Origin of the sequence: Edaphobacter sp. HDX4 (assembly GCF_036877565.1) — a bacterium.
Taxonomy (GTDB): domain Bacteria; phylum Acidobacteriota; class Terriglobia; order Terriglobales; family Acidobacteriaceae; genus Edaphobacter.
Map to the genome: position 1 here is coordinate 64,702 of NZ_JAEDXW010000003.1, position 26,031 is coordinate 90,732.

General features: G+C 55.2%; 17 protein-coding genes and 1 pseudogene. 11 read left to right on the top strand and 7 right to left on the bottom strand.

Annotation, left to right across the window (positions count from 1 at the left end; all coding sequences use genetic code 11):
• Nucleotides 1-34 precede the first annotated feature (34 nt).
• A complete protein-coding gene (locus tag JAO29_RS04520; RefSeq protein ID WP_334266994.1) occupies nucleotides 35-1,174 on the top strand; it encodes a metallophosphoesterase family protein in 1,140 nt (379 codons plus the stop codon).
• Nucleotides 1,175-1,923: 749 nt separating this feature from the next.
• Here JAO29_RS04520 and JAO29_RS04525 read toward each other — a convergent pair.
• The 5 genes from JAO29_RS04525 to JAO29_RS04545 form a co-directional block, all read right to left on the bottom strand.
• Nucleotides 1,924-2,967 carry a DUF2950 domain-containing protein gene (locus tag JAO29_RS04525; RefSeq protein ID WP_334266995.1) on the bottom strand — a complete coding sequence of 348 codons (1,044 nt, stop codon included), beginning with the start codon at nucleotides 2,965-2,967 and terminating at the stop codon, nucleotides 1,924-1,926.
• Nucleotides 2,968-2,973: 6 nt separating this feature from the next.
• Nucleotides 2,974-4,290, bottom strand: coding sequence for a DUF3300 domain-containing protein (locus JAO29_RS04530; protein WP_334266996.1), 1,317 nt, complete (start codon nucleotides 4,288-4,290; stop codon nucleotides 2,974-2,976).
• Nucleotides 4,291-4,424: 134 nt separating this feature from the next.
• Nucleotides 4,425-4,802, bottom strand: a complete 378-nt coding sequence (locus JAO29_RS04535) for a response regulator (protein ID WP_334266997.1) — start codon at nucleotides 4,800-4,802, stop codon at nucleotides 4,425-4,427.
• 159 nt (nucleotides 4,803-4,961) lie between these two features.
• The gene (locus tag JAO29_RS04540; RefSeq protein WP_334266998.1) at nucleotides 4,962-5,648 is read right to left on the bottom strand and encodes a response regulator transcription factor; all 687 of its coding nucleotides are present in this window, start codon (nucleotides 5,646-5,648) and stop codon (nucleotides 4,962-4,964) included.
• Between the two features lie 208 nt (nucleotides 5,649-5,856).
• A complete protein-coding gene (locus tag JAO29_RS04545) occupies nucleotides 5,857-7,548 on the bottom strand; it encodes a sensor histidine kinase (RefSeq protein WP_334266999.1) in 1,692 nt (563 codons plus the stop codon).
• A gap of 220 nt (nucleotides 7,549-7,768) precedes the next feature.
• Between JAO29_RS04545 and JAO29_RS04550 the strand changes: the two genes are divergently transcribed.
• Both JAO29_RS04550 and JAO29_RS04555 read left to right on the top strand, forming a co-directional pair.
• The gene (locus tag JAO29_RS04550; protein ID WP_334267000.1) at nucleotides 7,769-7,972 is read left to right on the top strand and encodes a hypothetical protein; all 204 of its coding nucleotides are present in this window, start codon (nucleotides 7,769-7,771) and stop codon (nucleotides 7,970-7,972) included.
• A gap of 704 nt (nucleotides 7,973-8,676) precedes the next feature.
• On the top strand, nucleotides 8,677-10,215 hold the full coding sequence (locus JAO29_RS04555; protein WP_334267001.1) for a mechanosensitive ion channel family protein: 1,539 nt from the start codon (nucleotides 8,677-8,679) through the stop codon (nucleotides 10,213-10,215).
• Between the two features lie 164 nt (nucleotides 10,216-10,379).
• Here the strand turns inward: JAO29_RS04555 and JAO29_RS04560 are convergent, their stop codons facing one another.
• Nucleotides 10,380-12,506 carry a patatin-like phospholipase family protein gene (locus JAO29_RS04560; protein ID WP_334267002.1) on the bottom strand — a complete coding sequence of 709 codons (2,127 nt, stop codon included), beginning with the start codon at nucleotides 12,504-12,506 and terminating at the stop codon, nucleotides 10,380-10,382.
• A gap of 861 nt (nucleotides 12,507-13,367) precedes the next feature.
• Between JAO29_RS04560 and JAO29_RS04565 the strand changes: the two genes are divergently transcribed.
• The 5 genes and pseudogenes from JAO29_RS04565 to JAO29_RS04585 all read left to right on the top strand — a co-directional run bounded on the left by JAO29_RS04565 (nucleotide 13,368) and on the right by JAO29_RS04585 (nucleotide 20,129).
• A complete protein-coding gene (locus JAO29_RS04565) occupies nucleotides 13,368-14,423 on the top strand; it encodes a DUF481 domain-containing protein (protein ID WP_334267003.1) in 1,056 nt (351 codons plus the stop codon).
• 538 nt (nucleotides 14,424-14,961) lie between these two features.
• Nucleotides 14,962-17,709 (top strand): MGH1-like glycoside hydrolase domain-containing protein, encoded by a 2,748-nt coding sequence (locus tag JAO29_RS04570; protein ID WP_334267004.1) that lies wholly within the window; start codon nucleotides 14,962-14,964, stop codon nucleotides 17,707-17,709.
• Nucleotides 17,710-17,800: 91 nt separating this feature from the next.
• On the top strand, nucleotides 17,801-18,466 hold the full coding sequence (locus JAO29_RS04575) for a hypothetical protein (RefSeq protein WP_334267005.1): 666 nt from the start codon (nucleotides 17,801-17,803) through the stop codon (nucleotides 18,464-18,466).
• A gap of 308 nt (nucleotides 18,467-18,774) precedes the next feature.
• Nucleotides 18,775-19,029, top strand: a pseudogene (locus tag JAO29_RS04580) (alpha-amylase family glycosyl hydrolase); the annotation flags it as partial.
• A 365-nt stretch (nucleotides 19,030-19,394) separates the two neighbouring features.
• Nucleotides 19,395-20,129 (top strand): hypothetical protein, encoded by a 735-nt coding sequence (locus JAO29_RS04585; protein ID WP_334267210.1) that lies wholly within the window; start codon nucleotides 19,395-19,397, stop codon nucleotides 20,127-20,129.
• A gap of 317 nt (nucleotides 20,130-20,446) precedes the next feature.
• Here JAO29_RS04585 and glgX read toward each other — a convergent pair whose 3' ends face one another.
• Nucleotides 20,447-22,591, bottom strand: coding sequence for a glycogen debranching protein GlgX (gene glgX / locus JAO29_RS04590; protein WP_334267006.1), 2,145 nt, complete (start codon nucleotides 22,589-22,591; stop codon nucleotides 20,447-20,449).
• Between the two features lie 693 nt (nucleotides 22,592-23,284).
• Here glgX and JAO29_RS04595 point away from each other — a divergent pair.
• The 3 genes from JAO29_RS04595 to JAO29_RS04605 are packed head-to-tail and all read left to right on the top strand — an operon-like array spanning nucleotide 23,285 to nucleotide 26,023.
• The gene (locus JAO29_RS04595; RefSeq protein ID WP_334267207.1) at nucleotides 23,285-24,784 is read left to right on the top strand and encodes an efflux transporter outer membrane subunit; all 1,500 of its coding nucleotides are present in this window, start codon (nucleotides 23,285-23,287) and stop codon (nucleotides 24,782-24,784) included.
• Nucleotides 24,785-24,812: 28 nt separating this feature from the next.
• Nucleotides 24,813-25,043, top strand: coding sequence for a hypothetical protein (locus tag JAO29_RS04600; protein WP_334267007.1), 231 nt, complete (start codon nucleotides 24,813-24,815; stop codon nucleotides 25,041-25,043).
• A 5-nt stretch (nucleotides 25,044-25,048) separates the two neighbouring features.
• The gene (locus JAO29_RS04605; protein ID WP_334267008.1) at nucleotides 25,049-26,023 is read left to right on the top strand and encodes an HlyD family secretion protein; all 975 of its coding nucleotides are present in this window, start codon (nucleotides 25,049-25,051) and stop codon (nucleotides 26,021-26,023) included.
• Nucleotides 26,024-26,031: the final 8 nt, after the last annotated feature.

A 26,031-nucleotide genomic window follows, 5' to 3' on the forward strand; every position in this document is an offset into this window, starting at 1 on the left:
CTGCAAGTCGATCTTAAGAAGAATGGGTTGAGCAATGAAATCGTTCCACATAACGCGAAGAATGTTCCTGCAGTATCTCTCGATGGCCACGGCGGCCCTGCCGGCTGCAGGACTGGCGAAACGTATCCCTACGGCTCGTGATAACTCCTTCAGCTTTGTGTTCCTGGGGGATCTGCATTTCGATAAGCTGATGCACCATGATATGAACTATCTGAAGGAGAAGTATCCGAACGACATTCGCCAGATCGACAACTACTCTCGAATTACACGTGAGAATCTCGCTGATCTGATGCGCGTCTCCAAAGAACGCGCGAATGATACTAATGCTGCGTTCCTCCTTCAGATAGGCGATTTTGTCGAAGGTTTGTGCGGCTCGAAAGAGTTGGCCTCAACACAGGTGAATGAGTTTATTCAGCTGGTAGACCGGCAGCAGTTTGACCGGCCATTTCTTGCAATCAAGGGAAATCATGACATTACGGGAGCGGGCGCCAAAGAGGTGTACCAGGAGATCGTTTTGCCCTGGCAAAGTCGCCAGCTTGAGAAGCCAGTCCAATCAGCCAACAACGTATACGTGTACAAAGGCGCGAGATTTCTGCTCTTCGACTGCTTCAACGAAAAGGAGAGCTTAGTTTGGCTCAAAGAAGCGATCAAGGAGCATAAGAAGTCGGAGGTTTTATTCTTCTGTACACACGTGCCGGTCGTTCCATACGATGCGCGCTCTAATTGGCACATCTATGTCCATCCCGATCAGGCTGGTGAGCGAGATGAGCTGCTGAACCTTTTGGGTGAGCATAAAGCCATCGTGCTGAGCGGTCATCTGCATAAGACCTCGATTGTGACACGTAGCACACCGTCAGGAAGCTTTGTCCAGATCGGACTGGGCAGCGTCATCCCGTACCTTGATGCGCCTATCAAAAACCATCTGGTTGGCTTGGATGCCTATCGGGAAAGCCTGGTAGAACTTGAGCCGAACTTCTCTCCTGCTTCTCTCGAGCTGAGAAAGGAGATTCTGAGACAGGAGAAGCCCCATATTCGTCACTATGAATACGCCGATTTTTGCGGCTATTCTTCAGTCCATGTGGATGGAAGGAACAATGTAACGATGGAGATCTACGCCAACGTGGATAAGACGCCTTGGGCTGCGGTCAAGATTACAGACCTATTTGACTCATAGAGATCGTCCCGTGGCATCTCCACCGGGCACCCGGCTGGGGAATCGTGCATCTTGCTACACATAGAATCACAATTGGCCCCGGTTGACGGACTCATCTCGGACGAATGTTTTCCGGGAGTTCAAGGAACCGCGTTATAGGCAGCGTTAGTTTCGAACGGATCGGCATCGATGCGATCGTACTTCGCAAGCAATCAGGGCCTAACTCCTCCATCGCGAGCGCCAGCGAGGAGACCTTCGTTATAGATTGAATGGAGAAGGAATAATTTACATCGGCCAGCGTGAATACTGGTTGTCTGTCGTAGCTACTGCTCCAGTTGTGGTCAAGGAAAGAGAGGATTCCAAGCAGAGGCGCGGTACGCCCTTGATGGGACGGGTGGGTTCGAAAAGTTGTTCTTAATTCCGATATCGAACGGCGCGTCATTCATATAGTTCTGAATACCGGTTCTGTATACAATTGATAGCCTTGCCACGTCTTTCTTCGACTAGTTGAGATTGGAACTCGTGTTCACACCCCAGCCGATTGCGGTGCCGCTGAAGTTGAACCGGATCAGATGCCGTTGGAGGATATGCTCTCGGTCGAATTTCATCGGAATCACCTCACAGTCGCACGGGTTCTGTCCGCTTTCAGTACTATTCCGAACAGTTTGAGAATTGATGGCCGGTGAGCACAATTAGGGGAAGCCCTGACCGAAGACAGCGTTCTCTTTCTTCATCGAATGCGGTGGGTATGAGTTTGCCTATGTGTGGGCTTAGCGAGTTTCTGTAGTTGCGTCGCTGTCGAACACAGATGGAGGCCAGCCGGCGTTGGTCGGCTTCCACGTCTTATCCGGATTGAATCGGTCCATGCTCCGGAAATTCTGCAATGTGTTGGGACCGAAGTCTTTTTCATACACGATGCCGTCATAATCGACGATGAATGTCTTGACTCCGGTGACGCGGTACTCCGCTGGTGCCGCGGCGAGTGCAACACCGCCGATCATAGCGCCCTCGATGACAAAGTCCATCTGGCCCAATCTCGCCGCCGGACCTTGACCTTTGAGAATTTTGAAATAGTAACCATGGTACGGCTGGCTGCGATCCGAATATCCCTCAGCTAATGCTTTCGCAATCTCGTCCGAGATAGGTCCCTGTAACGTTCCATCCGAGTTCCGCCACACCAGTCCATCGTGTTTTCCGGGCGTACTGATAATGCGCTGTGCGTATTGATTGACCTGCGCACCGTCGTGTTTTTCCAGAGAGTACTCTTTCTGCGCTTCTATGTAGCCGCGGCAGATTTCGATGGCATCGAGTTCATTTGCCCCGATACGGCGGAAAAGCATCTCCTGGCGGCCAGCCTTCGTATCGAATATCCATTTTCCGTTCCGCTTGACTATGGGAATAGGTAACGGCCACTTATCATCGCCAACTGAAAGAGTGGCGCGAGCTGGATTCTCTGGGTCGATGTCTACCGCATGTTTCTCGCGGGCCATAGCGGCAAAGGCAACAGCGATGCTTTTGTCTCTGACTGGGTCTTCAGAAGAGACTAGATCTTCGCCAGTGGGACCAAGAATTTGCTCCAGTTCCGACACGTTGTAGACACCTGCTGCCTCGATAAGCGCTTCGGCAGCTTCCTGAGGTGTACGGAACTGCTTTTGTGCCGTCTTCTGGCTATCCGGAGTCTTGCCGGCAGATTGCGACTGATTAGAGGTAAGGGCCCCCAAGCCACAACAGACTGCGATCATCCACACGAATGCAATTAGATTTCGTATGAGCCGGTTGGTTTCTCTCGTTTCCATTTGTTGACCGTTAGGCATGGCAAATTACCTCCGCCTCCCACCACCACTGCGTCCTGCCATACTGCCTCCACCGCCGCGTGAGCCCATACTGGAGGAACCTCGTGAACTACTCGTGCGTGCCGAACTCCTGTTCTGCCCCGCTGAGGCACCCCCAAACGCTCCGCTACTTCCTCCTCGAGAGCCAGTTGTGCTCGGTGAGACACGCTGACCGCCAATGCGATCTCCTCCGCCTCCGGCCGAGCGATCGGCTCCCCCACCCCTGTCACCACCAGAAGACATTCGATCACTCACTCCCGGCTGTCCACCGGGGCTGCGGCCTGACCCGGTCTGCATTCTGTTTCCAGCTTGTTGACGGTTGGCTACTGAATCCCCGCGTGCGGTGCCCCCGAATCTCTGAGCGGTGTCCCTATTTCCATAGGGTGTCCCGCCCCGATGCTGCGGATTGTGCTGCCAACTATTGCCTGCGCCGCCACCGCGGGCAGGTAGAGTCGAAGCGCGATTGCCGCCATTTACGCGATTGCCCCCATTTACACGATTGCCGCCGTTTACATTAGTATTCCGGTTGAAATTGTTATTGCGGTTGATTGTGATGTCGTTGTTGCCCCCCCATCCACATCCCCAACCCCAACCGCCTCCCCATGCAGCCCCCATTGCAATTCCTACTCCAAAGGAGATCGCCATTCCAGCTGCGTAATAGCCGGGTGGTGGATAGTAAACGGGAGGGTAGGGATACACAGGTGGACCATAGACCACGACTGGGTTGTAGCTCGGAACGTATACGACTTGTGGGTTGGCCTGCTCAATGACGATCACCTGCTTGGATTCCACGACCTTGGTCTCAACCTTTTGCTGTTCACTGGACTTCAGATTTCCAGTGCCTTGCGCTTTCATCCGCATTCGCTGCACGGCGTCCATCACTTGCGATTGCTGCGCTAGAAAAGCGTTCCCCAGATCCGTGACCCACTGGATGTCGTCCCCCAACCGTTTGACCACATCAGGCATTGGCGCCAACGCCTGTACGCTTGGGTCCCAATCTTCTTTTTGGACAGCGTCAACCAACTGCTTGTCTTTCAGGTCCTTATGCTTCAGCAGCCATTGCTGAAGTTGAACGATCTCCAAGGGATAAGTCGAGGCGGCGAGTACTTGCGCAAGAAGGGGATCAGGGTACAGCGCAATCGGAGCGACGAGCGAGTCCAGTTGATCCGGCGTTGCAGGTTTTTCCGGCTGTGCAGAGCTGGCAGCTGGCTGTGACTGGGTGGACGGCTGAGCTTGAGACTGGGCCAATGCGGTCATGTCGCCAGGCACGAGAAGCACAACACATAACAGGGTTGTGTAATTCATGACGATTCTCACGAGAGTTCGTTCCATCTGAGGACACCTGGAGACTCAATAACGGTTACGGTAGGTTCCTTTAGGCGCTCTCACAATTAGGGGAATCCCTATACGGATCGGAGCCCTTCACCCGGAGACAACCATTACATGGAATGCTCCCCAGCTAAAGCGGCCCAAATTGCGGGTATTAGTTGGGTCTTCATCTTCGTTTTAAGCACGTAGCCGAGCGCACCTTCCGCCTTACACGCAGCCATAAACTCCTCTTCCGCGTGAATCGTCAGAAATACCGATCGAGCGGTTGACCCCATTTCTCTCAACTTGCGGACGGCGTCAATGCCGCTCAGTACCGGCATTGTGATATCTACAACAATCACATCGGGCTTCAGGCGGAGTGCCTCGGATACTAAAGCTCCACCGTCGCGCACGGCTCCAGTCACATCAAAGTAGGGAGTCAGCAACGTTGTTGCGGCCTCCAACAGATGCGGATGATCATCGGCTAAAAGTATGCGCGCGCGATTCAAGGCTTTCTTTCGCTGACTGGTGACCGCCACTCGTGGTTAAAGGGCTGCGTACAGCAGCCCAGTCGGAAGACATTACGGTGATTCTGCGGTCTTCTTCGTCACTACGCTATTGGGGGAATCCCCAAGTATTGATCGCGCGCAGGCGAGGGTTGGAACGAATCAGAGGATCTTTCCGGCAGACGTCGCGGGCTCGATGAAAATGAGCCCCTGTTTCAACGCAAATAGGACCAGGTCTGCATTGCTGCTGAGACTGTATGACTCCATGATGTGGTGCTTATGGAATTCGATTGTCTTTTGGCTTACGGAGAGCAATCCCGCGATTTGCTTCATCGAATGACCTTCAGCATAGAGCTGCAGGACATCTCGCTGCCGGGGAGTCAGCGCGCGGGAGAACTGCCGCGCCCTCGCACCTGCCTCCACCCAATCTTCGGACTTTAGCTTCGCCGTCACGTAAGAGCAGCCGCGAAGTACGGACTCAATAGCCTTCAGGACTTCTACGCCTCCCGAATGCTTCAGCACGAAGCCAACAGGGCCAAATTCCTGTACCGCAGCTGCTGCAAGGTTAGGGTCGTCATACATTGTGAGAAAGACAAACTTCATCTTGGGGAACGTATGATGGAGGCGCCTCGCAGCCTCAAGACCGTTAAGAACCGGCATGCCTATGTCGACGATCACGATGTCCGGTCGCAACCGGCTGACCTCATCAATGAGTGTCTTGCCGTCGCCAACCACGCCAACAACGGAATAGTGCGACTGCAAAAAACTTTTGAAGGTTTCAGCGAATATCGCGTGGTCATCCGCGATAAGAAAGCGTGGGCCCGGCCGCTCTGGGGCCGCTCTTTCCATTGAAATATCCTCCTCGTCTCCGGAAGAACCTCGATGATTACAAAGGGCATTCACAAGAGAACAAGATCAATCGGAACACTTCATCACGTTCCAACGCAGCAGGGTGGGCCGTTGGTGATATATACCACACTTTTCTGCGCGTTGTATCAAACTAGTCTAGTTTGTCCTCATCCCGAGAGAGCCCATCCTTCTAAATCCCATCTCTTCGTTATGAATCTGCGTCCGTTTCGGGCTTTCGATCGCTCGGTGTAAGAGGCACCCAGGCTTCCACCCGAGTTCCGTCGCCCGGCCACGAGCGGACACGGAAGACCCCTCCCAGCATTCGTATTCGTTCCTCCATGCTTCTCACTCCAAGTCCTTTATGGAGGGCGGCGTCCGGAGCGAATCCCTTGCCGTGGTCAGCTACAAGAATATGAATCTTGTTCCCGTCCATCCTCAGCTTAACCTCTGCCCTAGCTGCTCCACTATGCTTCTTCACATTCCTCAATGCCTCTTGAATGATCCGGTAGATACAAAGATTGGTGTCGGGATCGGTGGCCCTTGAGATATCTCCATATTCGAGATCCACCTGCACTTTTTGTAGCGCCTGGAATTCCTTGCATAGAGCCATCACTCCTGGAGCGAGCCCTAAACTTTCCAATGTGGACGAGTGTAATCGGTGAGAGAGTGTGTGCAGGTCTCCTCCGAGCTCACTCGTGGCATTCAGCAGGTCGTGTATCTGCCGGTCCGCATCCAGTGGCGAGTTTGGGATAGTCTCGGCGACGTTCTCCAATCCAAGTGTCAGCAGGGCAATCCGTTGACTGAAATCATCGTGGAGCTCTCGCGCGACACGGCCCCTTTCCTGCTCTTGCGCAAGGATCAACAAGCCACTGAGCTCAGATTGCGCACTCCTTGCGTGCCGGAGTTGTTCTCGCTTTCTGTGCAGATACAGGAACATAGTCACCATCCCGCCTGCGATAAACACCGAAAAGGCGATTCGCTCACCCTTTCGTTCCCAGAAGGTTGCCTCTCGGCGAAGGACAAGACTTCCTGGGGGAAGCAAACTGTCATCAATATGCCAACGCCGCAACTCTCGCCAATCGAACATGTATGAATTCGGCAACGTGCTGAGGGGAAGCTCCTCCGGGCGCTTCCCCTCGAGGAGTTCGTTGATTAGTCCTACCGTGACGCGTCCTTGTTCCGCGAAGCTCATGACCTTGCCACCGACAATCCCGTGGCCAAGATAGCTGTCGGACATACCGAAGACAGGTGCGTTGGCGGCTTGTGCGACTGCTGAAAGTGCGACTGTTGCGTTCAGGAAGGGTCTCCCGGACGCGTCTGTGAAATAGGAACTATAGAGGACAATTGTGTCAGGTGGGAGTTGTCGCAATCCCTTGAGAAGCTCCGGCATCCCCAGACCAGTCAGGTCAATAACGTCGAACCTGGATCCATATGTTTGTAAGCCTGCTCGGGTTACCGCCAGGTTCGCAAGATCGAAGGCAGAAGATCCGCCCACAAGGGCCACGTGCTTCGAACCTGGAAACAGATGCACGGCGACGCTCAGGGTTGCTACGGGGTCAGAGGACAGCCATGTTCCCGTAAAGCGAGGGTCAAGCTTGCGCGGACCCTCCACATCTACAATCCCGGCACAAATCACCACTGGCAGCTTCGGAAATAAGGGTTCTGCGGAAGTCGAGAGAAACCGAATAGGCCCCGTCCCGGCGGCAACAATGACATCGAGATTCAATTCTCGGTACTTCCGCAAGATTGAGTCTTGAATGTCACGCTGCGCGGCTGCGCCGGGAAAGATTGTCGTATCCAGACTTTCAGTGAAAAATTCGATATCGTATTTACCGTTACCAGCCAGGCCGTCGCGAATCTCATTTGTGATCATGGCGATCGCTGGATGCGTCTCGCTCACTTCTGTGATTATCAAAATGTTTTTACGACGACCGCTTTCCGCGGCGGCATGCAGGGCTGCCATGATCGAGACAAGCGACAATAGCGCGACACTAATCCAGCGTGAGGAAGGACAAAACCCGATGTATATCCATCGGGAGTAGCGTTCTTGCGTGCCGTAATGGCGCTCAATCGTATTCATCGAGATGCGATGACACTCAACCGCTTATGCAGAGCCCGAGATGACTGACAGTGTACTCTTCCTGCTTTCAACACAGCATCATTGTGCCGATGCGCGTCGCGGGAACGAAACAATATACATGGAGATCGTGGCGATCTTCACCCTGGCGGTTCACATCAAGGGGCGGACCAAAGACCTATTAGGGTTTTTCCCAATTGTCGGTGAGCAGAGCCCAGCATATCTATCTGAAGAAGATAACAGATGACCATCGGCCATCTCCGAGGGACCTAACTCACTAGGTGTCGGTCAGTACGAGTTGATACTCGGCGCATGTATGAGAAATTTTATCGTTCGATACTTCACCTTTGGAACAGGTAGATGCCCGCGATTCATCCTTCTACATCGACTGCCGACAAACATCTTCGTTGTGGCGGACCCGCGCAGGCAAGCACGGGTCTTCTCTCCTCAAATTCACGTTAGTTACGACGGCTGCTCGATGGAGCGTCCGAGGATCGGTGATCTCTCTACCCCATACTTGCCGACGGAGCTAACTGGTTTGGCTGTCTTTTTCTCAGATACATGTGAATCGCACACGCATTCGTGCAGACATGGGTTGTGAAGCGATTATGAAGCTCGCAGCCCTCTGTATCCGTGCTTTGCAAGTTCAGAAGAAGGACAAAACGGTACCTTTGTAATGCTTATCCATAGAAACACGACTTTAGGGCGGCAGATTTGGCAATCCCGGCGATCGGAAGACATATGCCTTGCCTGAACAAGATCCAAGCGGGAAGAAGCAGGTTGGGTAGTGGTACGTACGCTCTCGGTCTGGCTGTTGCTCTTTGTTTCTCGGTAGGCTCGTCGGCGCATTCGCCAGCGCAGGTTCCTTCGTTTCCGGCTGCCCCGCCCACAATAGTGGAACCTGCAGTGCCCGTTGATCCACTCGGACGGGCAACTCCTCGTGGAGCAGTGATGGGTTTTCTGAAGTACGAGGGACGTTTGGACTTCAAAACCGCCGCTCGATATCTGCAATTGCCTCCGGGGCACGACGGGGAATCAGCAGAAGAATCAGCGAAGAGTTTCGAGAAATTGCTCCCAAGATTTGAAAGCAACATCGGCCTGTTGAGCGATGATCCCAGTGGAACAGTTGAACCTGGACTTCCGCCGGGCCAGGCCCGTGCAGGCGTGCTGGACGTAGGCGGCAAGAATACAGACGTGCTTCTGGTTCGGGTGGAGGATCCAGATTCAGGAAAAATTTGGCTGATCTCTCAGCAGACTGTCGATCTCGTTCCGAATCTCGTCGAAGCAATGAAAAACGAGACGCCCAAGCCGGGCGCTGGAATTACGAAGACTGCTTTTGGCAGTCGACGAATGCTGGGCATGTCTCTGAACCAATGGCTGGCATGGCTACTCTCAATTCCGATCTCCTGGTTGCTGGCATGGTTGTTTGCGCTTGTAGTGAGTATGCCCAGACGAATCTGGTGCCGAGTTCGCAAACGCCGGTTTTTATCCGTATGGCAGACACCAATCGGCATGCCTCTAAGATGCATCACTGCGAGCGTGATGCACGGAATCTTTGTCTACTGGATCCAGGCGCCGCTCTTGTATCGCGCCCACTACTTCCGTTTTTTGACGGCGCTCATGGTGGGATGCGTGGCGTGGCTCATCTCAAGGATTACGGATCAGGGTTTCCGTCGGATGTTGGAACGCACGCGAGTGAGTAGCAGGGGCGGGGAGTCGGTGGTCATCCTGCTACACCGTCTCACGCACATCATAATGTTCCTCTTCGCTGTGGTCGCAATACTGGCCGTATTTGGGCTCGACGTGAAGACAGCCCTTACCGGTCTCGGGATCGGCGGACTAGCTGTCGCCCTGGGGGCTCAGAAAACACTTGAGAACCTCATAGGCGGAGTTTCCTTGTTGCTGGATAAGGCGGTAAACGTAGGTGACTTCTGCAAGGTCGGGGATCGGCTGGGCACCGTTGAAGATATCGGACTACGCTCTCTCAAGCTCAGGACGCTCGATCAGAATTTACTCGTAGTTCCGAATGGAGTACTTGCACAGATGCAGTTCGAGAACATGAGGGCCCGCCCGAAATTACTCATGAATCAGAACTTCTCTCTGCGAATGGAGACCCAAGCCGGACAACTTCGCTTCGTGCTGGAACGTGTGAAGATCATGCTTGACGAACACCCCGCGATCGAAGCAGGAAGCTCTAGAGTTCGCGTCATCGGTTTTGATGGAGCGGCCTTCCAATTCGAGCTGTTCGCCTATGGCAAGACAGGTGACTGGGCTGAGTTCACCGGGATTCGGCAGGACATCCTGCTGAAGATAGCCGAAATTGTTGAAGCTGCCGGTACTCGGTTCGCAGCGCCCGCCCGTTTGATATACCTGTCAACAGACGCAGGCGTTGACCAGGAGGCAAGCGAGATTGGCGGTAACGTGACCGAACTCCGCCACGGCGAGGACACGGTTCGTTCTCCAGGCGAGTCCCGAACCGGAACGAAATAGTCTCCGGGCATCTATCGGACGGCAATAAATCTCTGATTTACCTCGTCCCCATACAGTCGGCCCGACACAAAAGGGAGCCTCCTCTTGGAGAGTCGATTCATCCCGCGTCTAGAAAATGCATCAAGGTCTCACATCAACCTGGCGGCTACGGCATCTTCTCGCTGCTAGAACACTCTGCCGACCAGGAAGAAGAAGCGATGGCGCCCTGCGTCACCGACAGCGCCGCCGACCAAAACCGGGCCGAAGATGGTATTGACAATCAGCCCGGCGACACCATCAGCGGGATGACGGTACTGAGTTGGCAGGCCGACAGGAGTATCGAATCGCTGATAGGTGCCGCCCTCGACGCGCCCCAAAAAATACAGATTTCCCCCCAGAATAGGTGGCAGCGTCGCTAATTCTCTCACGTAGCCTAGTTGCCCGTAGGCGTATTCGTTAGTCAGGATCTCATTGGTGCCGTAGGCGGCGAAAAGACGGGGGCCACCGATGGAGAACACGGGAAGGCCGATGTTGGAGTTCCTGGTTCCATAGACGGTGCCCCCGCCTCCGGACAAGACAAGAGTGTTGCGTTTACTTAGCGGAACGAAATACGAGAAGCCTCCTTGACTCGAAGGAAAAGCGGATATGGTGTAAGCCTTGGACGGGTTGGGATAGGCCTCAGTCCATCGCGTGTTGAATGCAGCAAGTTGACCAGCCGTTGGTATCACGGGATCGTTCACGTGAAGCAGCGTGTACTGAAATTGAGCGTAACCCTCCCGCCCCGAAACCGTAGGCTCAGTTTGTCTTCCTACCTGTAGCGAGTACTTCAGATATTCGGAGTAATAGCCGATCCGAAACTCCTGGCTTCGGCCGAGCAGGTAGCCAATATCCACACCACCGCCCGCGCGTTTGGCTCGGTAGACAGAAGCAAGGCTGCCGTCGCTGTTATAGGCGTTATACGCGTTGCTGTCGAAAAGAATTGTGGGGGCAACGAACCATTTGCTGCCCACGCTAACCGGGTGAAAGTACTCGGTGCGAATGCCGTATTCGGAACCCACAATGACATCGTTACGTAGTTCCGATCCGTAGCTGCCGATATTGAGGAAGGTAATCCGGCCACCCAGACTAAAGAGCACATTGTTGTACTGCGAGCCATCAAGTGTGATTTGAGGCCGGATGATTGGCGGTGCGTAGCTTTTCTCGTTCGCCTGGATATGCAACCCGTGTATGCCATTCTTTTCGACCATGGTGTAGTTCAGACTGGCATAGCGGCCCTCGCCTAATATGTCCTGAATTGTCTTTTGCATTTCGTCGGTATTCACGGGTTGGTTGATCGCTGGCTGAAAGTTTTTTTGGATGGCTTTTGCGCTGTGAGCGTCGGTTCCAGCGACTTCTACGAACCCCGGCCGCGGGGCTTGCCGGCGGTGTGCGGTGCGGTCCGTCAGATATTTTTGCCAAGTGGCTTCATCAACCGAGAACCGGGATAGAACTGCTGCCTTACTTTGTGCGGCGTTGTAGCCAGCTTTTATCAAAGCGTCGGCCTGGCTGTAGTCCATGCTGCCGAACTTGGCGAGCGGGATGGTGATCAGCACGTCCGCCATTTCCATGCTGCGGACTTCATTGGCGGCGATCGTCACGGAGATGGATCTTCCCAGGACGCCGAAGGAAGATGGGGATTCTTTCGCCGACATTGGCTGGGTCTCAAGATGGACAGCAAGGGTAATCTCTGCGCCCATCTGTTTGGCCAGATCTACGGGAAGATTGTTGAGCAAACCGCCGTCGGTAAAAACATGACCATCAACGCGGACCGGCGAAAAGAAGCCTGGTAGAGACATCGTGGAACGCAAGGCAGTCGCGAAATCTCCTTGGCGGAAGACATATTCCTTATTGGAGACGAGGTCGGTCGCAACGCAAGCAAAAGGAATCGGCAACTGATCGAAGTTCTCCACGCCGGAATATGGCAGCGCAACGCGATCGAGAATGAACTGGACCTCCTGCCCCGAATTGAAGCCCTCAGGAAATCGAACGCCGTTTTTCACGCCGAACTCTATAGAGCCAGGGTAAACAACGGAATCCTGCTTACGGCGGAAATTCAAATTTGTGAATGGCACCTGGCCGCGCAACACTGCGTTCCAGTCAATGGAGGCGACCAGCTCACGTACCTCAGCGGGACTGCGCCCCGTAGCGTAAATCCCGCCAACTAGCCCACCCATGCTCGTCCCAGCAATATAGCTGACCGGTATATGGTGCTCCTCCAGCCATTCGATAACTCCGATGTGGGCGAGGCCAAGCGCACCTCCGCCTTCCAGCACCAGACCGACTTTGGGACTATTCTCCCGGGCCGAATTATCCTGTGCCACACCCGAGATCGAAGCGAGACAGATCAGGATGACCACAAGAAGAGTCCCGTGCTGACGGATCGCGGAGGGTACGATCCGGGGGGGTGCACTTTTCATATCGTCGCCTCCGAAGTCTGCGCAGAAACCATTCCTTCTGCCTACCTCTCCCCTCCGAGCTAAAGCAGGAGCACCCCGCGCGTGGCCGTTTCAGCTCACGACTACAAACGTGGTGAAATGTAGACCTTGATCCTGACGCCCACTAGCTAGGAAAGCTCCCGGTGTGGCCGTTTGGGGGAGCACAGTGTCATCCATGTACGGGTTTCTAGCTCGCCGATTTATCCTCGTGATATTTTCCGACGACGAACTGCGAAGCACCACTGGGAGTTCTCCTAGCTTACCGGCGGCGCGACCATGGTTGACTATGAATCCAGCGCTGTAAACAGGTAATCCTGTCGTCACCATTATTCAGGGATTGAGCCGGCAACTCGAAAGAAGAACACTCGCTCAGTTACGGAGGCCAGAACCCGTGGGGATCCGATAGGGAAGATTGGCTGGCCAGCGGAGTTGCTCGGAAAATCGCCTCTGCTGGTCGGTGCGCTTCCGAAGCACAACATTTCTATGAGCAGAAGCCTTCGTTACACCGACTGCGATTACCACAACGCATAAATAGTATTTAGTAGGGATTCAGGATCGTGTTTGAGGCCGTAAGAAGAAGAATCATACCTTCCGGTACAGAATGGACGACGAGTCCATTGGCCAAGCAGAAGTGATTCGCTAGTACCGAGTCGAATCACTGCCTCCCAAGCCACTCCAGTTGCCAAGGTGGGCACTTCTATGAAGATTTCAGCGGCAATTTTCTCCTGCGCACTTGTTCTCGTTACGCCTCTTTATGCGCGCGACAAGACGGACGTGCTTATCATGAACAACGGTGACAGGGTAACCTGCGAGATAAAGGGCCTAGATGCGAGCGTGCTCTATGTCAGCGTCGATTACATTGATGGCACTGCCTCGGTTGATTGGTCTAAGGTGCGTCATCTGGAGAGCAAACAGTTATTCATAGTGAAAACACAGAATGGTTCCGTCTACACCGGAACCCTCTCCACGGCGGATACCGGGGGCGACAGGCCTGTACGAATCGGGATAGCAGAGGCTGCGGAGAAAAATGTGGTCATCGAACGACAAAGAATCGTGAACATCAACCAGACGTCGGACCGCTTTCTGCAAAGGTTCAACGGCAGCATCAACTCCGGGTTGATCTATTCCAAAGGCAACGAGTCGACACAATACACCCTGGGAACGCAGGTGAGCTATCCCCGGGAGCGCTGGAGTGCAGGCGCATCGTTCGATTCCACACTTGCAGGAAGCACCGGCGTTTCGACCTCGACCCGAAACAACGCGTCGCTTGATGTTCGGCACCTCCTGGATCGGAACAACTGGTTCTACATCGGCATAGGCAACTGGCTGCAAAGCTCTGAGCAGGATATTCAACTCCAGTCCAATATAGGAGGCGGCATCGGACGTTATATAAAGAACTCCAATCATGCCACGATTGCTGTGGCCGGTGGATTGGCTTGGCAAAGCACAGAATACTCTCCATCCGCAGAGATTCAAGGAGCGCAACAGATTGTCCTCGGAATGGCCGCTGCCGACTTGGAGTTCTTTAAATTCGATAAGAGTAAGCTGGCTGTCAAAGCGAATGTTTTTCCGGCGCTATCGAATCCCGGGCGTGTGTATACCAACACAAATATGTCCTACTATCTCAAGTTTTTTGGTAACTTCACCTGGAATCTGTCTTTCTACGGGAACTGGGACAACCAGCCACCAAAGCATTCGGCAGGCAGCAACTATGGAGCCAGTTCAGGGCTGGGCTGGACGTTCGGGAACAAGTAGATTACGGCATCCAAATCGGACAAGATGGTCGTCCCTGATTGACACAATGCCGCCATGCAGTGAACGTGCGGTGCCGAGATCCACCGACTGGCTTCGTAGCTTCCAGCTAAAAGCATGATGCCCTGATCGAACAAGTTAACTCTCGCGCAAGAGTTTAACTCTCTAAGCCCTGCCTTTCAGGCTCTTTCCGGCGAAGCATCATGCGAATTCGTTCGGACTGATTGTTCTATTGCAATTAGGGATTTCCCTAGTTGGGAGTTTTCCTAGTGGGTGTGCTCCCAGATGGAGATTAGAGTGGGCCTTCTTTGCAGTTGCGATAGAGAACGACAAAGAAGCGGTGATGGATCATGTGCACGTCTCTCGGTTCAGCCAGCCTGATTCCTACCGGCTGTATGCGAGTCAATGAAGTCCAGAAATGCAACACCCGCACCGGCACGTAATGCCCGAGTAGCTAGCGGGCTTAGGAATCGGTTGACCCCCGCTGATCTCTCTCACTAGAAGGCCTCGATCTCACAGGATGTTGACGAAAGGATGAGTCATGAGCACGAATCCAGAAGATTCACGACTGCAAGAAGCGAAGGCAGCAACCGCTCCCTGGAAGAAGTGGGGGCCTTACCTGAGTGAGCGTCAGTGGGGGACAGTACGTGAGGACTATAGCGATAACGGCAACGCCTGGGACTACTTCACCCATGATCAGGCCCGATCCAGAGCTTACCGCTGGGGAGAGGATGGGCTGGGCGGGATATCGGATGACCAGCAGCGCCTCTGCTTCTCGCTGGCTTTGTGGAACGGCAGAGATCCCATCCTCAAGGAACGTATGTTCGGCGTAACCAACAGTGAAAGCAACCACGGGGAAGACGTCAAGGAGTATTACTTCTATCTCGACAGCACGCCGACGCATTCGTATATGAAATATCTCTATAAGTACCCGCAGGCCGAGTATCCGTATGGCGATCTTGTAGGGACGAACCGCCATAGGACCCGGCTGGAGATGGAGTACGAGCTGCTCGATACTGGTGTGTTCGAGCACGATCGCTACTTCGACGTATTTGTTGAGTATGCGAAAGCGTCAGCAGAAGACATCCTGATCACAGTCACCGTCCACAATCGCGGACCAGAGCCGGCGGATCTTCACATCCTGCCGACATTGTGGTTCCGGAATGAGTGGTCGTGGGGAACAGGTTCCGAGCAACCGATGCTTGAAGAGATCAAGGGGACTGGCGAAGAGGGCGTGATCCGCGCCGTAGATGCCTTGCTGGGACATCGCTTTCTTTACTGTGAAGGCAAGCCGGAGTTGCTCTTCACGGAAAATGAAACCAACAATGAGCGTCTCTTTGGCTCTCCCAATCGAACCCCGTATGTTAAAGACGGAATCAATAACTATGTCGTGCACAATCAGCAGGGGATGGTGAATCCAGAGAAGAAAGGGACGAAGGCGGCGGCGCATTATCATTTCACCATCAATCCCGGTGGGAGCGAGGTCGTGAGGCTAAGGCTTTCGGATCTGACCCCAGTGGCACTCGCCAAGCCCAAGCGCGAAGGCGACGGCCATTTTGGAACGCCCTTCGCGGCGATCTTTGAAGCGCGCAAGCGGGAGGCAGATGAATTTTATGCAGCCATCACTCCGCCATCGATGACGGGCGATCAGGCAAATGTCATGCGGCAGGCGCTAGCCGGGATGTTGTGGTCCAAGCAATTTTTCTACTATGACGTTAACCGATGGCTCGACGAGCACAATGCCAATCCGCTCAAAAGAGGACACCAGCCTGCGCCGCGTAACGATCGCTGGCACCACATGAACAATGCCGATATCTTGTCGATGCCAGACAAGTGGGAATATCCCTGGTATGCGGCCTGGGACCTCGCCTTTCACGTTCAGGCCCTGAGCATGGTCGACATGGACTTCGCGAAGGGGCAACTCAACCTGATGCTCGGCGAGAGCTACCTTCACCCGAGCGGCCAGCTTCCCGCCTACGAGTGGAACTTCGGCGACGTTAACCCGCCGGTGCATGCCTTTTCCACAATCGTGACTTATCTGGCGGAGAAGGCCAGCAATGGCGGCAAAGGTGATGTGGATTGGCTCCAGCGCTCCTTCAACAAGCTGCTGCTCAACTTCACCTGGTGGGTGAACCGCAAAGATCGTGAAGGCAGCAACGTCTTCGAAGGGGGCTTCCTCGGGCTGGACAATATTGGGGTCTTCGACCGCAGCTCCCCGCTACCTACCGGCGGACACCTGGAGCAAGCCGACGGCACCGCATGGATGGCGCTCTTCTGCCAGAATATGCTCCAGATTGCCATAGAGCTGGCTTCGGACCGGCCAGCGGCGTATGTAGACATGCTGGAGAAGTTCGTCCAGCACTTCCTCTGGATATCATCAGCAATGATCCACGCCGGCGATGATACGGGAATGTGGGATGAGAAAGATGGATTCTTCTACGACGTGCTCAAACTGCCCGACGGCAGCGCACAGCGGCTGAAAGTTCGTTCTATGGTCGGATTGCTTCCTCTTTGTGCGGTCACTTTCTTTGACGGGAAGCTCCTCAAGGAGGTCCCGGAGCTAAAAGGACGGTTCAAGAACTTCCTCTCAGCTCGACCGGAACTCATCGCCGCCATCCACGACCCTTCGAAGGAAGGGTATGCAGGACGGCACCTTGCTGCGGTGCTGAACGAAACAAGGCTCCGAAGGGTACTGGAGAAGCTGCTTGATGAGAATGAATTCCTGAGCCCTTACGGCATACGTTCTCTCTCTCGCTTCCATGCCAATCATCCCTTCGTGTTCGACGTCGGTGGCCAGGAGTTCCGGGTGAACTACTTGCCTGCGGAGTCCGACACCGGTATGTTTGGCGGCAACTCTAACTGGCGTGGGCCCATCTGGATGCCGGTCAACTACCTTATCCTCAGGGGTCTGCTTAACTACTACGCGTACTACGGTAATGAGTTCACTGTCGAGTGCCCAACCGGCTCAGGGAAGTATATGAATCTATATGAGGTCGCACAGGAGATCGAGCGTCGACTTGCAAATATATTCCTGAGGGATGAGGATGGCCGCCGGGCGGTCTACGGCGGAACTCACAAGTTCCAGGAGGATCCACAGTGGCGGGACTACATCCTGTTCTATGAGTACTTCCATGGCGATAACGGCGCCGGGCTGGGAGCCAGCCACCAGACGGGTTGGACTGGCGTCATCGCACGCCTCATGCAAATGCTCGCCTCGATGAATCAGGAGATGGTTCTTGCCGCCGGCAGGAATGCCGTATTTCAGGAAGCTCCCGCGCAGAAGATCTAGATCGAAAGATCGCCCAGGAGACGCGGCAAAATGGCATCTGGTTTGAAATATCGTCCGACGCCGTGGAGGAACGGGCTAAAGGAAGCACGAGATGGAACATGATGTCGTGATCATGCGCAATGCGTTGCGAACCCCTCGTGCAGCAGCGATTGCCGGAGTCATATTTGCTGTGCTGCTGACAACAATACTGGTGTCGCTGAGGCTAGCAGCGGGTTCTCAGTTGGTCGGTTCTCGCGCATGGCTTACCGATCCACGCATCGCATGGGCGCTACGCCTGGTTCCTTTCGCGGGCATCGCATTTCTGTGGCTCATCGGGGTGGTACGAGACCGTATCGGCCAGAGCGAGGACCGGTTCTTCGCTACAGTGTTTCTGGGCAGCGGTCTGCTGTTCACCGCATTGCTCTTTGTAGCCAGCGGCATCACAGAGGCCATCGTCACGGATGCTGCCACGGCCCAGACCAAGACGTCGCTGGAAACTTGGGAGCTCGCCCTCAAAATAGCTTCTCTCATCATGAACAGTTATGCCATGCGGATGGCAGCCGTGTTCATGGTCTCCACAGCGACCATCGGGTTGCGCACTCGCTTCATCCCGCGCTGGTTGGCAATTTCCGCAATCACGATCGCCATCGTACTGTTGGTTGGCATCGAGGTTACGCGCTGGGTCGCGTTGCTCTTTCCCCTCTGGGTCCTGATGTTCAGTCTCGATACCCTTGTCTTGAGCTTCAAGTACCAACCCGTGGAGGTCCCGGGAAGTTGACGAGTCGCTCTGGATCTTGGTTGCGGAGTGTTGGCCCGCAAAGCCACGCGATCGGAAAGGATAAGGACATGGCAGAAGCACTTGAGCAGGTCATGAGCAAGACGCGAATAGCGAAGGCGCCTCAATTTCAACCTAAGGAAACAAACACGGCAACTATGGCACGAGAGAAGGCGCTCCCTTCCTTGCCTCTATATTCCTCTCTCTACCAGATCAACACGCGCGTGTGGATGACAGATCTCTCGAAGGGGCTAGGCAGGACTGCCACACTGGACGATATTCCAGATGCTGAATTAGACCGTTTTGCCGAAATGGGGTTTGACTGGATATGGTTCCTCAGCGTCTGGCAGACCGGCACTGCCGGACAACAGCTTTCGCGCAGCAATCCGGAATGGCGAAAGGAATTCCAAGAGACTTTGCCAGACCTGCGTGAGGAAGACATCGCCGGTTCCGGTTTCGCGATCAGCAGTTACACAGTGCACCGTGACTTGGGAGGAGATGCCGCACTGGCGCGCCTGCGTGAACGCCTTCGTCAACGCGGCTTGCGGTTAGTTCTCGACTTCGTTTGCAACCATACGGCCCCAGATCATCTTTGGGTCGAGGAGCACCCCGAGTACTACGTCCCCGGAACGGAACGGGACTTAGAACGGGCGCCGCAGAACTATACCCGGGTCAGGCGGACAGGTGGCGACCTTATCCTTGCCTACGGGCGCGACCCCTATTTTGCAGGTTGGCCAGATTCCCTTCAACTTAACTACTCGAACCCTGCCACGCAGGAAGTGATGATCGGACAACTCCTGAAGATTGCCGCACAGTGTGACGCTGTGCGCTGCGACATGGCAATGCTGGTGCTGCCCGATGTCTTTGAACGAACCTGGGGTACTCCATCGGAGCCGTCTGGCCGAAAGCTACGCAGCGAGTGCGAGAGCGCGTGCCGGGATTCTCTTTCATCGCAGAAGTCTACTGGGACCTGGAATGGACGCTGCAGCAGCAGGGCTTCAACTACACCTACGACAAGCGACTGTATGACCGGTTACACGCGGGAGAGACCCGGCCCGTTCGCGAACACTTCTACGCCGGGCTCGACTATCAGAGTAAGATGGCGCGCTTCCTCGAAAACCATGACGAGGCACGGGCAGCGGTGACCTTCCCGAGGGAAAAACATGAAGCCGCCGCAGTCATTACGTTTCTATCTCCAGGACTGCGTTTCTTTCACCAGGGAGAGTTCGAGGGGCGCACGAAACGCATCTCGCCTCACCTGGTTCGGGGACCGATCGAACCCACTGACTTGAAGCTTCAGCAGTTCTATGCTCATTTGCTGGACCTGTTGCGCCATCCCATTCTTCGCGGTGGCCAGTGGCAGCTACTCGAATGTGTTTCCTCTTGGGAGGGCAATTGGTCATCCGACTCTTTTATCGCCTTCGCGTGGCAAAGTCCCGATGGCGAGCGCCTGCTGGTCACCGTAAACTATGCGCCTCACGAGAGTCAGTGTTACGTAAAGCTGCCGTTCTCCTGTCTCGGCGGCGAACAGTTTAGATTGCGCGATCTGCTTAGCGCCGCTTCCTACGATCGGGACGGGAATGAACTCCAATCTCGAGGGCTATATCTGGATCTCCATCCATGGCGATACCATGTCTTCGCGATCGAAAGCATAGCGCCTAAATAGAATTCACTATCACCCAAATTCGAGGTCCGCTACGGGGGCGGAAGGCCCCCGGCGAAAAGTGTGCAAAGTATTCGAATCACATGGCTTAGGCTTGGACTTCGTAGGGGGGCATCGGCGATGCGGTGCTCAGAGCGTGAGATTTGTGGTCCGATCTGGGGGTGTCTGGGCCGCACTTTTGTCAAACGGGTGCCGCGTGTAATCTTGCGATTGATGAGGCGTATGTTGCTACTACCTATCAAACGCCGCCTGGCGGATGGGCCGGTTCGCACAGTGAAAAGACTCGCCTTCTACCTGTTACGTTCAGGCTGCACGATAGGCTAGCCCGAGCGTGCCCAAAGGACCACCACCGAGCGAGGGCCTACCCGGTAGCTCCTGCTGACGACTGGTATGGAGTCCTGCCATTCAACGATGTCTTCGGGTGAGTCGAGATACGTATCGACCCATCGGCACCAGGGATTTTTGTCTCCGTCGTCGAGGGGCGGGAGTTCGAAGTCGAGTGCCTCCCAGTAGCCGTTGAAGATGAAGTAGACGAGCCGGTGGGGGTTGGCTATATCAGCGCAGAATGCAATGGTGTGTGAGTCACAGCTCCAATCAGGCTGATGGAGTCTTACGCCATTCCAGTCCTTCAATGCTCCGCTGATGAGTTGATTCAGCGTCATGCGCTGGCGCTCGGGACCTATGTCTCGCAGCAGGCGTCTCGCTATGAGCAGGTGGACGAAGCGATGCACATCACGATGCTTTTCGACTAATGCCCAATCGAACCAGACGTTCTCGTTGTCGTGACAATACGCATTGTTGTTGCCTTGCTGCGTCCGGCGCACTTCGTCTCCCATCAAAATCATGGGCATGCCGAAGGACAGCAGAGTGACGGCGAGCAGGTTTTTGACCTGTCGGTTTCTCAGCGCCTCGATTGCTGGATCATCCGTCGGACCTTCGACTCCGTGGTTCCAGCTTCGGTTGTCGTCCCCACCATCGCGGTTGTCTTCGCCATTCGCTTCATTGTGCTTGTGGTTGTAAGACACGACATCGTTGAGAGTGAATCCGTCGTGGCAGGTCACGAAATTTACGCTCTGCTCTGCCTCACGTGTCTCATGGCCATAGATCTCCCGGCTGCCAAGCACGCGGTCGGCGAAACGATACACCATGTCCTTGTCGCCTCGAAAAAAGCTGCGTACGTCGTCACGAAAGCGTCCGTTCCACTCCTTCCAGCTATCGCCGACGAAGTCGCCTACCTGATAGAGTCCAGCTGCGTCCCAGGCTTCGGCTATCACCTTGGTCCCGGCAAGCGTCGGATCGGACTCTATATCCCAGAGGATAGGCGGATTGGCCATCATGTGGCCGTTGGAGTCGCGGGAGAGGACGGAGGCGAGATCGAAGCGGAATCCATCGACGTGCATCTCCTGAACCCAGTAGCGAAGGCTGTCCAATATGAGGCGGCGAACGGCAGGGTGATTGGTGTTGAGGGTATTTCCACAGCCGCTGAAGTCCAGATAGGATGACTGGTCCTGACTGAGGATGTAGTAGGCGCTGTTATCGATGCCTCGAAAACATAGAGTCGGTCCGTTCTGATTGCCTTCCGCAGTGTGATTGAATACGACGTCAAGAATGACCTCGATGCCGGCGCGGTGAAGAGCTTTGACCATATCGCGGAAATCATCGACGGGACCGTTGGCATCCTGACGCGAACTGTAAGCGCGGTGAGGAGCGAAGAACGAGATGGGTTGATATCCCCAGTAGTTAACCAGGCCGCTTGGGCAATTCTGAGTATCGAACTGAAATACCGGTAGCAGCTCCACTGCCGTTACGCCGAGGTGTTGCAGGTAGGGAATCTTCTCGATCAAACCTCTATAAGTGCCCCTGATCTCCGGTGGAACACCAGAGCTCGGATGACGCGTGAAACCGCGCACGTGCATCTCGTAGACGATGGTTTGACTGGATGGGCGATACAGCGGTGTGTCGCCCTCCCAGTCGTAGGTGCTCGGATCGACCACAACGCTCTTCATCGCGGTCGCGGTGTTGTCTCCGGCATCACATGCCCGCTCGCGGTTGTAGTTTGTAGGGACGACCACACTCCGGCCGTAGGGGTCGAGAAGGACTTTGGCGGGATCAAAACGCAGACCGTTTGCGGGATCGACTGGCCCGTCGATCCTGTATCCGTAGATCTGGCCCGGTTGCAGGTCGGGCACAAAGATATGCCAGTAGTGGTAGGTGCGGTTTGTGGCCGGATCGATACTGATAACGCGCGCTGGACGAGCGTCGTCTTCCCGGTCGAAGAGCAACAGTTCAACACGCGACGCCTTACGGGAAAAGAGGCTGAAACCTACACCCCCGCGAGAGACCGTGGCACCCAGAGGAGCGCTCGCCCAGATGTTGGTGGAACCAACGTCGAGAACTTGTTTGGTCATTGGATCGGCAGTGCTGGCCCTCGTTGCCTCCAACTCATTCTTCACAAACAGGGCCATAATCTACCTCTTTGCTGCAGGCCAATCGTGTTGGGGCAGTAGATATCCACCTACTATTTGTCAGCCTATTTCGTGGTGTCGACCATGGATTGCGCAAATACCTTAGTACCCTTCTTCGATCGCAAAGCATATCTACCCCCACTTCGGGCGTATACGCCTGTTTGGGAAGGAGCGACAACTAGGGATTTCCCTAGAGGTAAAGCAACACCGCGACGCGCGCACCCGATGGCCGGATGAATTGAAGCCAACGCAACCTGTCGGGCCGTTCGAGAAGCGATTGGCAAAGTCGGCACCAACGATTACTTCGTGATTCCAAATGAGCAAAGCCGCTCCGACTAGGGATTTCCCTGATTGCCGGTCCGTAGAGGCTGGCGTAATTTTTGGACTGAATCGCGATGACCATGCTCTGGGAATCTCTGATCGACTAGGCCCCGGTTTGGTCTGCAAGTCGAAATGGGTCGTATGTTCGAACGCTGTGTGCCAGTCCCAGAGTTCCACTCACAGTAGGCGCCCTCAATTTCTCGCTTGGCAGATTGTGGGATAGTGCGACGCTTCGCCACTAATTTTAAAGGGGACAGCCTCATGTACGCTCGTCGGCCATACAAAGGTGAGGATCGCGTCATGCCGATTGGCCGCAAATCTAAGTCCGACACTGCTCATCGACGCCTGGGTGTTCGCTCTGCCGTTACGCTAATGAGCGCGGGGTTGACGCTGATCGGGTGCCAAGTTGGCCCACACTATGGAAAGCCGCCTGTGAGGGTCAACGACACATGGAACATGACCAGTCCACAGATCTCCACTCAGCCGATCGCGGACAGCGCATGGTGGAAAGCCTTTAACGATCCAACGCTCGAACGATTGATCCAGCTCGCCTACAACCAGAATCTATCGCTGCAGGTCGCGGGGCTGCGGATCATGGAAGCCCGGGCTGCGCTCGGTATAGCCACCGGCAATCAGTGGCCGCAGAACAACATATCTGCGAGCGTCAGCCGTGTCGGTCTCAGCAAGACCACAGTCAACAGACCACCGGTTTTCACTAAGGATTATTGGAACGAGCAGATCGGTTTCGACGCAACGTGGGAAGCGGACTTCTGGGGCAAGTACCGCAGAGCCATCAAAGAGCAAAAGGCCGTTTATGTGAGTTCCATCGACGACTACCAGAACGCACTCGTATCGCTGTGCGCCGAAGTCGCGCGGACTTACGTGGCTATTCGCACGTTCGAAGAGTTGATCGAGCAGGGCCGTCAGAACGTGCGCATCCAGGAAGAATCGCTGCGCATCGCAGATGCGCGCTTCCGTAACGGAGCTACGTCGGAATTGGATGTAGCGCAGGCGCGGGAACTGCTCGAGAGTACGCGGGCATCGATTCCTCAGCTGGAGATTGGCCTCGCTCAATCGCAAAACGCGCTCTCCACCTTGCTCGGTCAACCCACGGGCACGGTCCAGAGCCTGTTGCAAGGACCGCAGACGATCCCGGCGGCACCGTCGCAAGTGGCGGTGAGTATTCCTGCAGATATGCTGCGGCGCCGTCCGGATATCCGCAGTACTGAACTTGTCGCAATGGCACAGTCGGAACGCATTGGTATCGCAAAGGCGGATCTCTATCCGCATTTCGTTCTCTCCGGCGCGCTCGGCGTTCACTCGACCGAGCCCGGTACACCGCCCTTCAACTTTCTGGACCCGGCAAGTCTATTCTTTGCGGTGGGTCCGCGCGTTTATTGGCAGCCCTTCGATTTCGGACGCATCAAGAATCAAGTGCGCGTTGAGGATGCGCGATTTCAGCAAGCACTCACCACGTATCAGGACAGCGTGCTCAGGGCTTCGCAGGAAGTGGATGACAGCATAATAGGGTTCGTCAAAACACTGGAGGCGACCTCTGCCCAGCAAAACGCCGTGGCGGCCGCACGCCGGTCTGTCGAATTAGCCTCCATGCAATATAGGGAGGGCGCCGTCGACTATCAGCGCGTGCTTGATTCTCAACGAACGCTACTGGCGGAGGACAACCAGTTGATCAATCTGCGCTCGAATGCCGCGACGAATGTCATCAGTTTGTACAAGGCCCTCGGCGGCGGTTGGGAGATGAGCGTCGGTCAGCCCTTCGTCCCCGACACCGTCAGGACCGAGATGCAGAATCGCACCAATTGGGGGAATTTGTTCTCCACGCAGCCGACGGCAGCCCCCCAAATAAAGTAACCGGTACCACCCGCGAGGTAAGAACATCATGGCCAGCAAATTTTCCAAGAAGTGGATCATTATCACAGTTGTCCTCTTGGCCGTCGGCGTCATGGGATACAAGTATTGGATATCGAAGCGGTCGGCTCTGCCCGAGGGGATCGTGTCCGGCAACGGCCGTATCGAGGCCAAACTCTCTGATGCCTCCGCGAAGGAACCGCTCAGGGTCAAGAAAGTCCTGGTGGACGAAGGGGACCTCGTCGACCGGGGCAGGTGCTAGTGGAAATGGACACCTCGACGCTCGACGAGGAGCTAGCAAAAAATCAGGCCGCCGTCGCATCTGCCAGAGAAGATTTTGCCGCAGCCAACTCCGCCATCGCCGAAGCCAAAGCGGATATCGCTGCGGCCAACGCAGACACTGCTGGGGCCCATGCGGACGTCACCTCAGCCAATGCCGCCATCGAGCAGCAGCAAGGCGAGGTGCAACTCGCGCAGACAGAGGCCGACCGCCAGACCAGGATGCTTGCGGAGAATGCGACCTCAAGATCCATGTATGACGTCCGTCAGAATACCGTGGTTACGACGAAGGCGACGCTCAAGGACGTACAAGCGCGGCAGATCGCCGCGGATGCGCGGGTGGGCGCCGCACAAGCCAAAGAGCGCGCGGCTGAAGCACGAGTGGCCGCGGCAAAAGCGCGAGCGGAGGCTGCACAGCAGCAGATCGGAGTGGCTCAGGGCCAGGTAGAAGTGACCAAAAGCCGCATCAAGGATGCAACCCTGATCTCGCCTGTGACCGGCCGCGTGCTCTATCGTCTTGTCGAGCCAGGCGAAGTCCTCGGTTCCGGCGGCAAGGCATTGACGATCGTGGACCTGAGCGATGTTTATATGGAGATCTTCCTCCCGTCCGATCAGGCGGCCCGGTTAAAAACAGGTGCGCCCGCGCGGATTACTGTCGACTACGAACCGAACCAGGCCGCTGCCGGCTACGTTAGCTTCGTGTCGCCGGAAGCGCAGTTCACGCCTAAGCAGGTCGAGACGAAGAGCGAGCGTGAGAAGCTGATGTTCCGCGTCAAGATCCAGATACCCGCCGAGGTTGTTACGCACTATGTCGAGCGCATCAAGACGGGCGTGCGCGGCGTCGGCTATGTGAAGGTAACCCCTGACGCCACGTTTCCGGGCTGGCTGGAAAAGGGCCTCATCAATCCGACGACGAAGACGTCCGCCCTGGAGTCATCCCAATCTTCGGCGAAGTCCAATTAAGGTGCTCT

Coding starts and splice junctions, on each gene's coding strand:
- JAO29_RS04520 (WP_334266994.1), top strand. CDS start 35: ATGAAATCGTTCCACATAACGCGAAGAATGTTCCTGCAGTATCTCTCG.
- JAO29_RS04525 (WP_334266995.1), bottom strand. CDS start 2,967: ATGCCTAACGGTCAACAAATGGAAACGAGAGAAACCAACCGGCTCATA.
- JAO29_RS04530 (WP_334266996.1), bottom strand. CDS start 4,290: ATGAATTACACAACCCTGTTATGTGTTGTGCTTCTCGTGCCTGGCGAC.
- JAO29_RS04540 (WP_334266998.1), bottom strand. CDS start 5,648: ATGGAAAGAGCGGCCCCAGAGCGGCCGGGCCCACGCTTTCTTATCGCG.
- JAO29_RS04550 (WP_334267000.1), top strand. CDS start 7,769: ATGACTGACAGTGTACTCTTCCTGCTTTCAACACAGCATCATTGTGCC.
- JAO29_RS04555 (WP_334267001.1), top strand. CDS start 8,677: ATGGGTTTTCTGAAGTACGAGGGACGTTTGGACTTCAAAACCGCCGCT.
- JAO29_RS04565 (WP_334267003.1), top strand. CDS start 13,368: ATGAAGATTTCAGCGGCAATTTTCTCCTGCGCACTTGTTCTCGTTACG.
- JAO29_RS04570 (WP_334267004.1), top strand. CDS start 14,962: ATGAGCACGAATCCAGAAGATTCACGACTGCAAGAAGCGAAGGCAGCA.
- JAO29_RS04575 (WP_334267005.1), top strand. CDS start 17,801: ATGGAACATGATGTCGTGATCATGCGCAATGCGTTGCGAACCCCTCGT.
- glgX (WP_334267006.1), bottom strand. CDS start 22,591: ATGGCCCTGTTTGTGAAGAATGAGTTGGAGGCAACGAGGGCCAGCACT.
- JAO29_RS04595 (WP_334267207.1), top strand. CDS start 23,285: ATGAGCGCGGGGTTGACGCTGATCGGGTGCCAAGTTGGCCCACACTAT.
- JAO29_RS04600 (WP_334267007.1), top strand. CDS start 24,813: ATGGCCAGCAAATTTTCCAAGAAGTGGATCATTATCACAGTTGTCCTC.
- JAO29_RS04605 (WP_334267008.1), top strand. CDS start 25,049: ATGGACACCTCGACGCTCGACGAGGAGCTAGCAAAAAATCAGGCCGCC.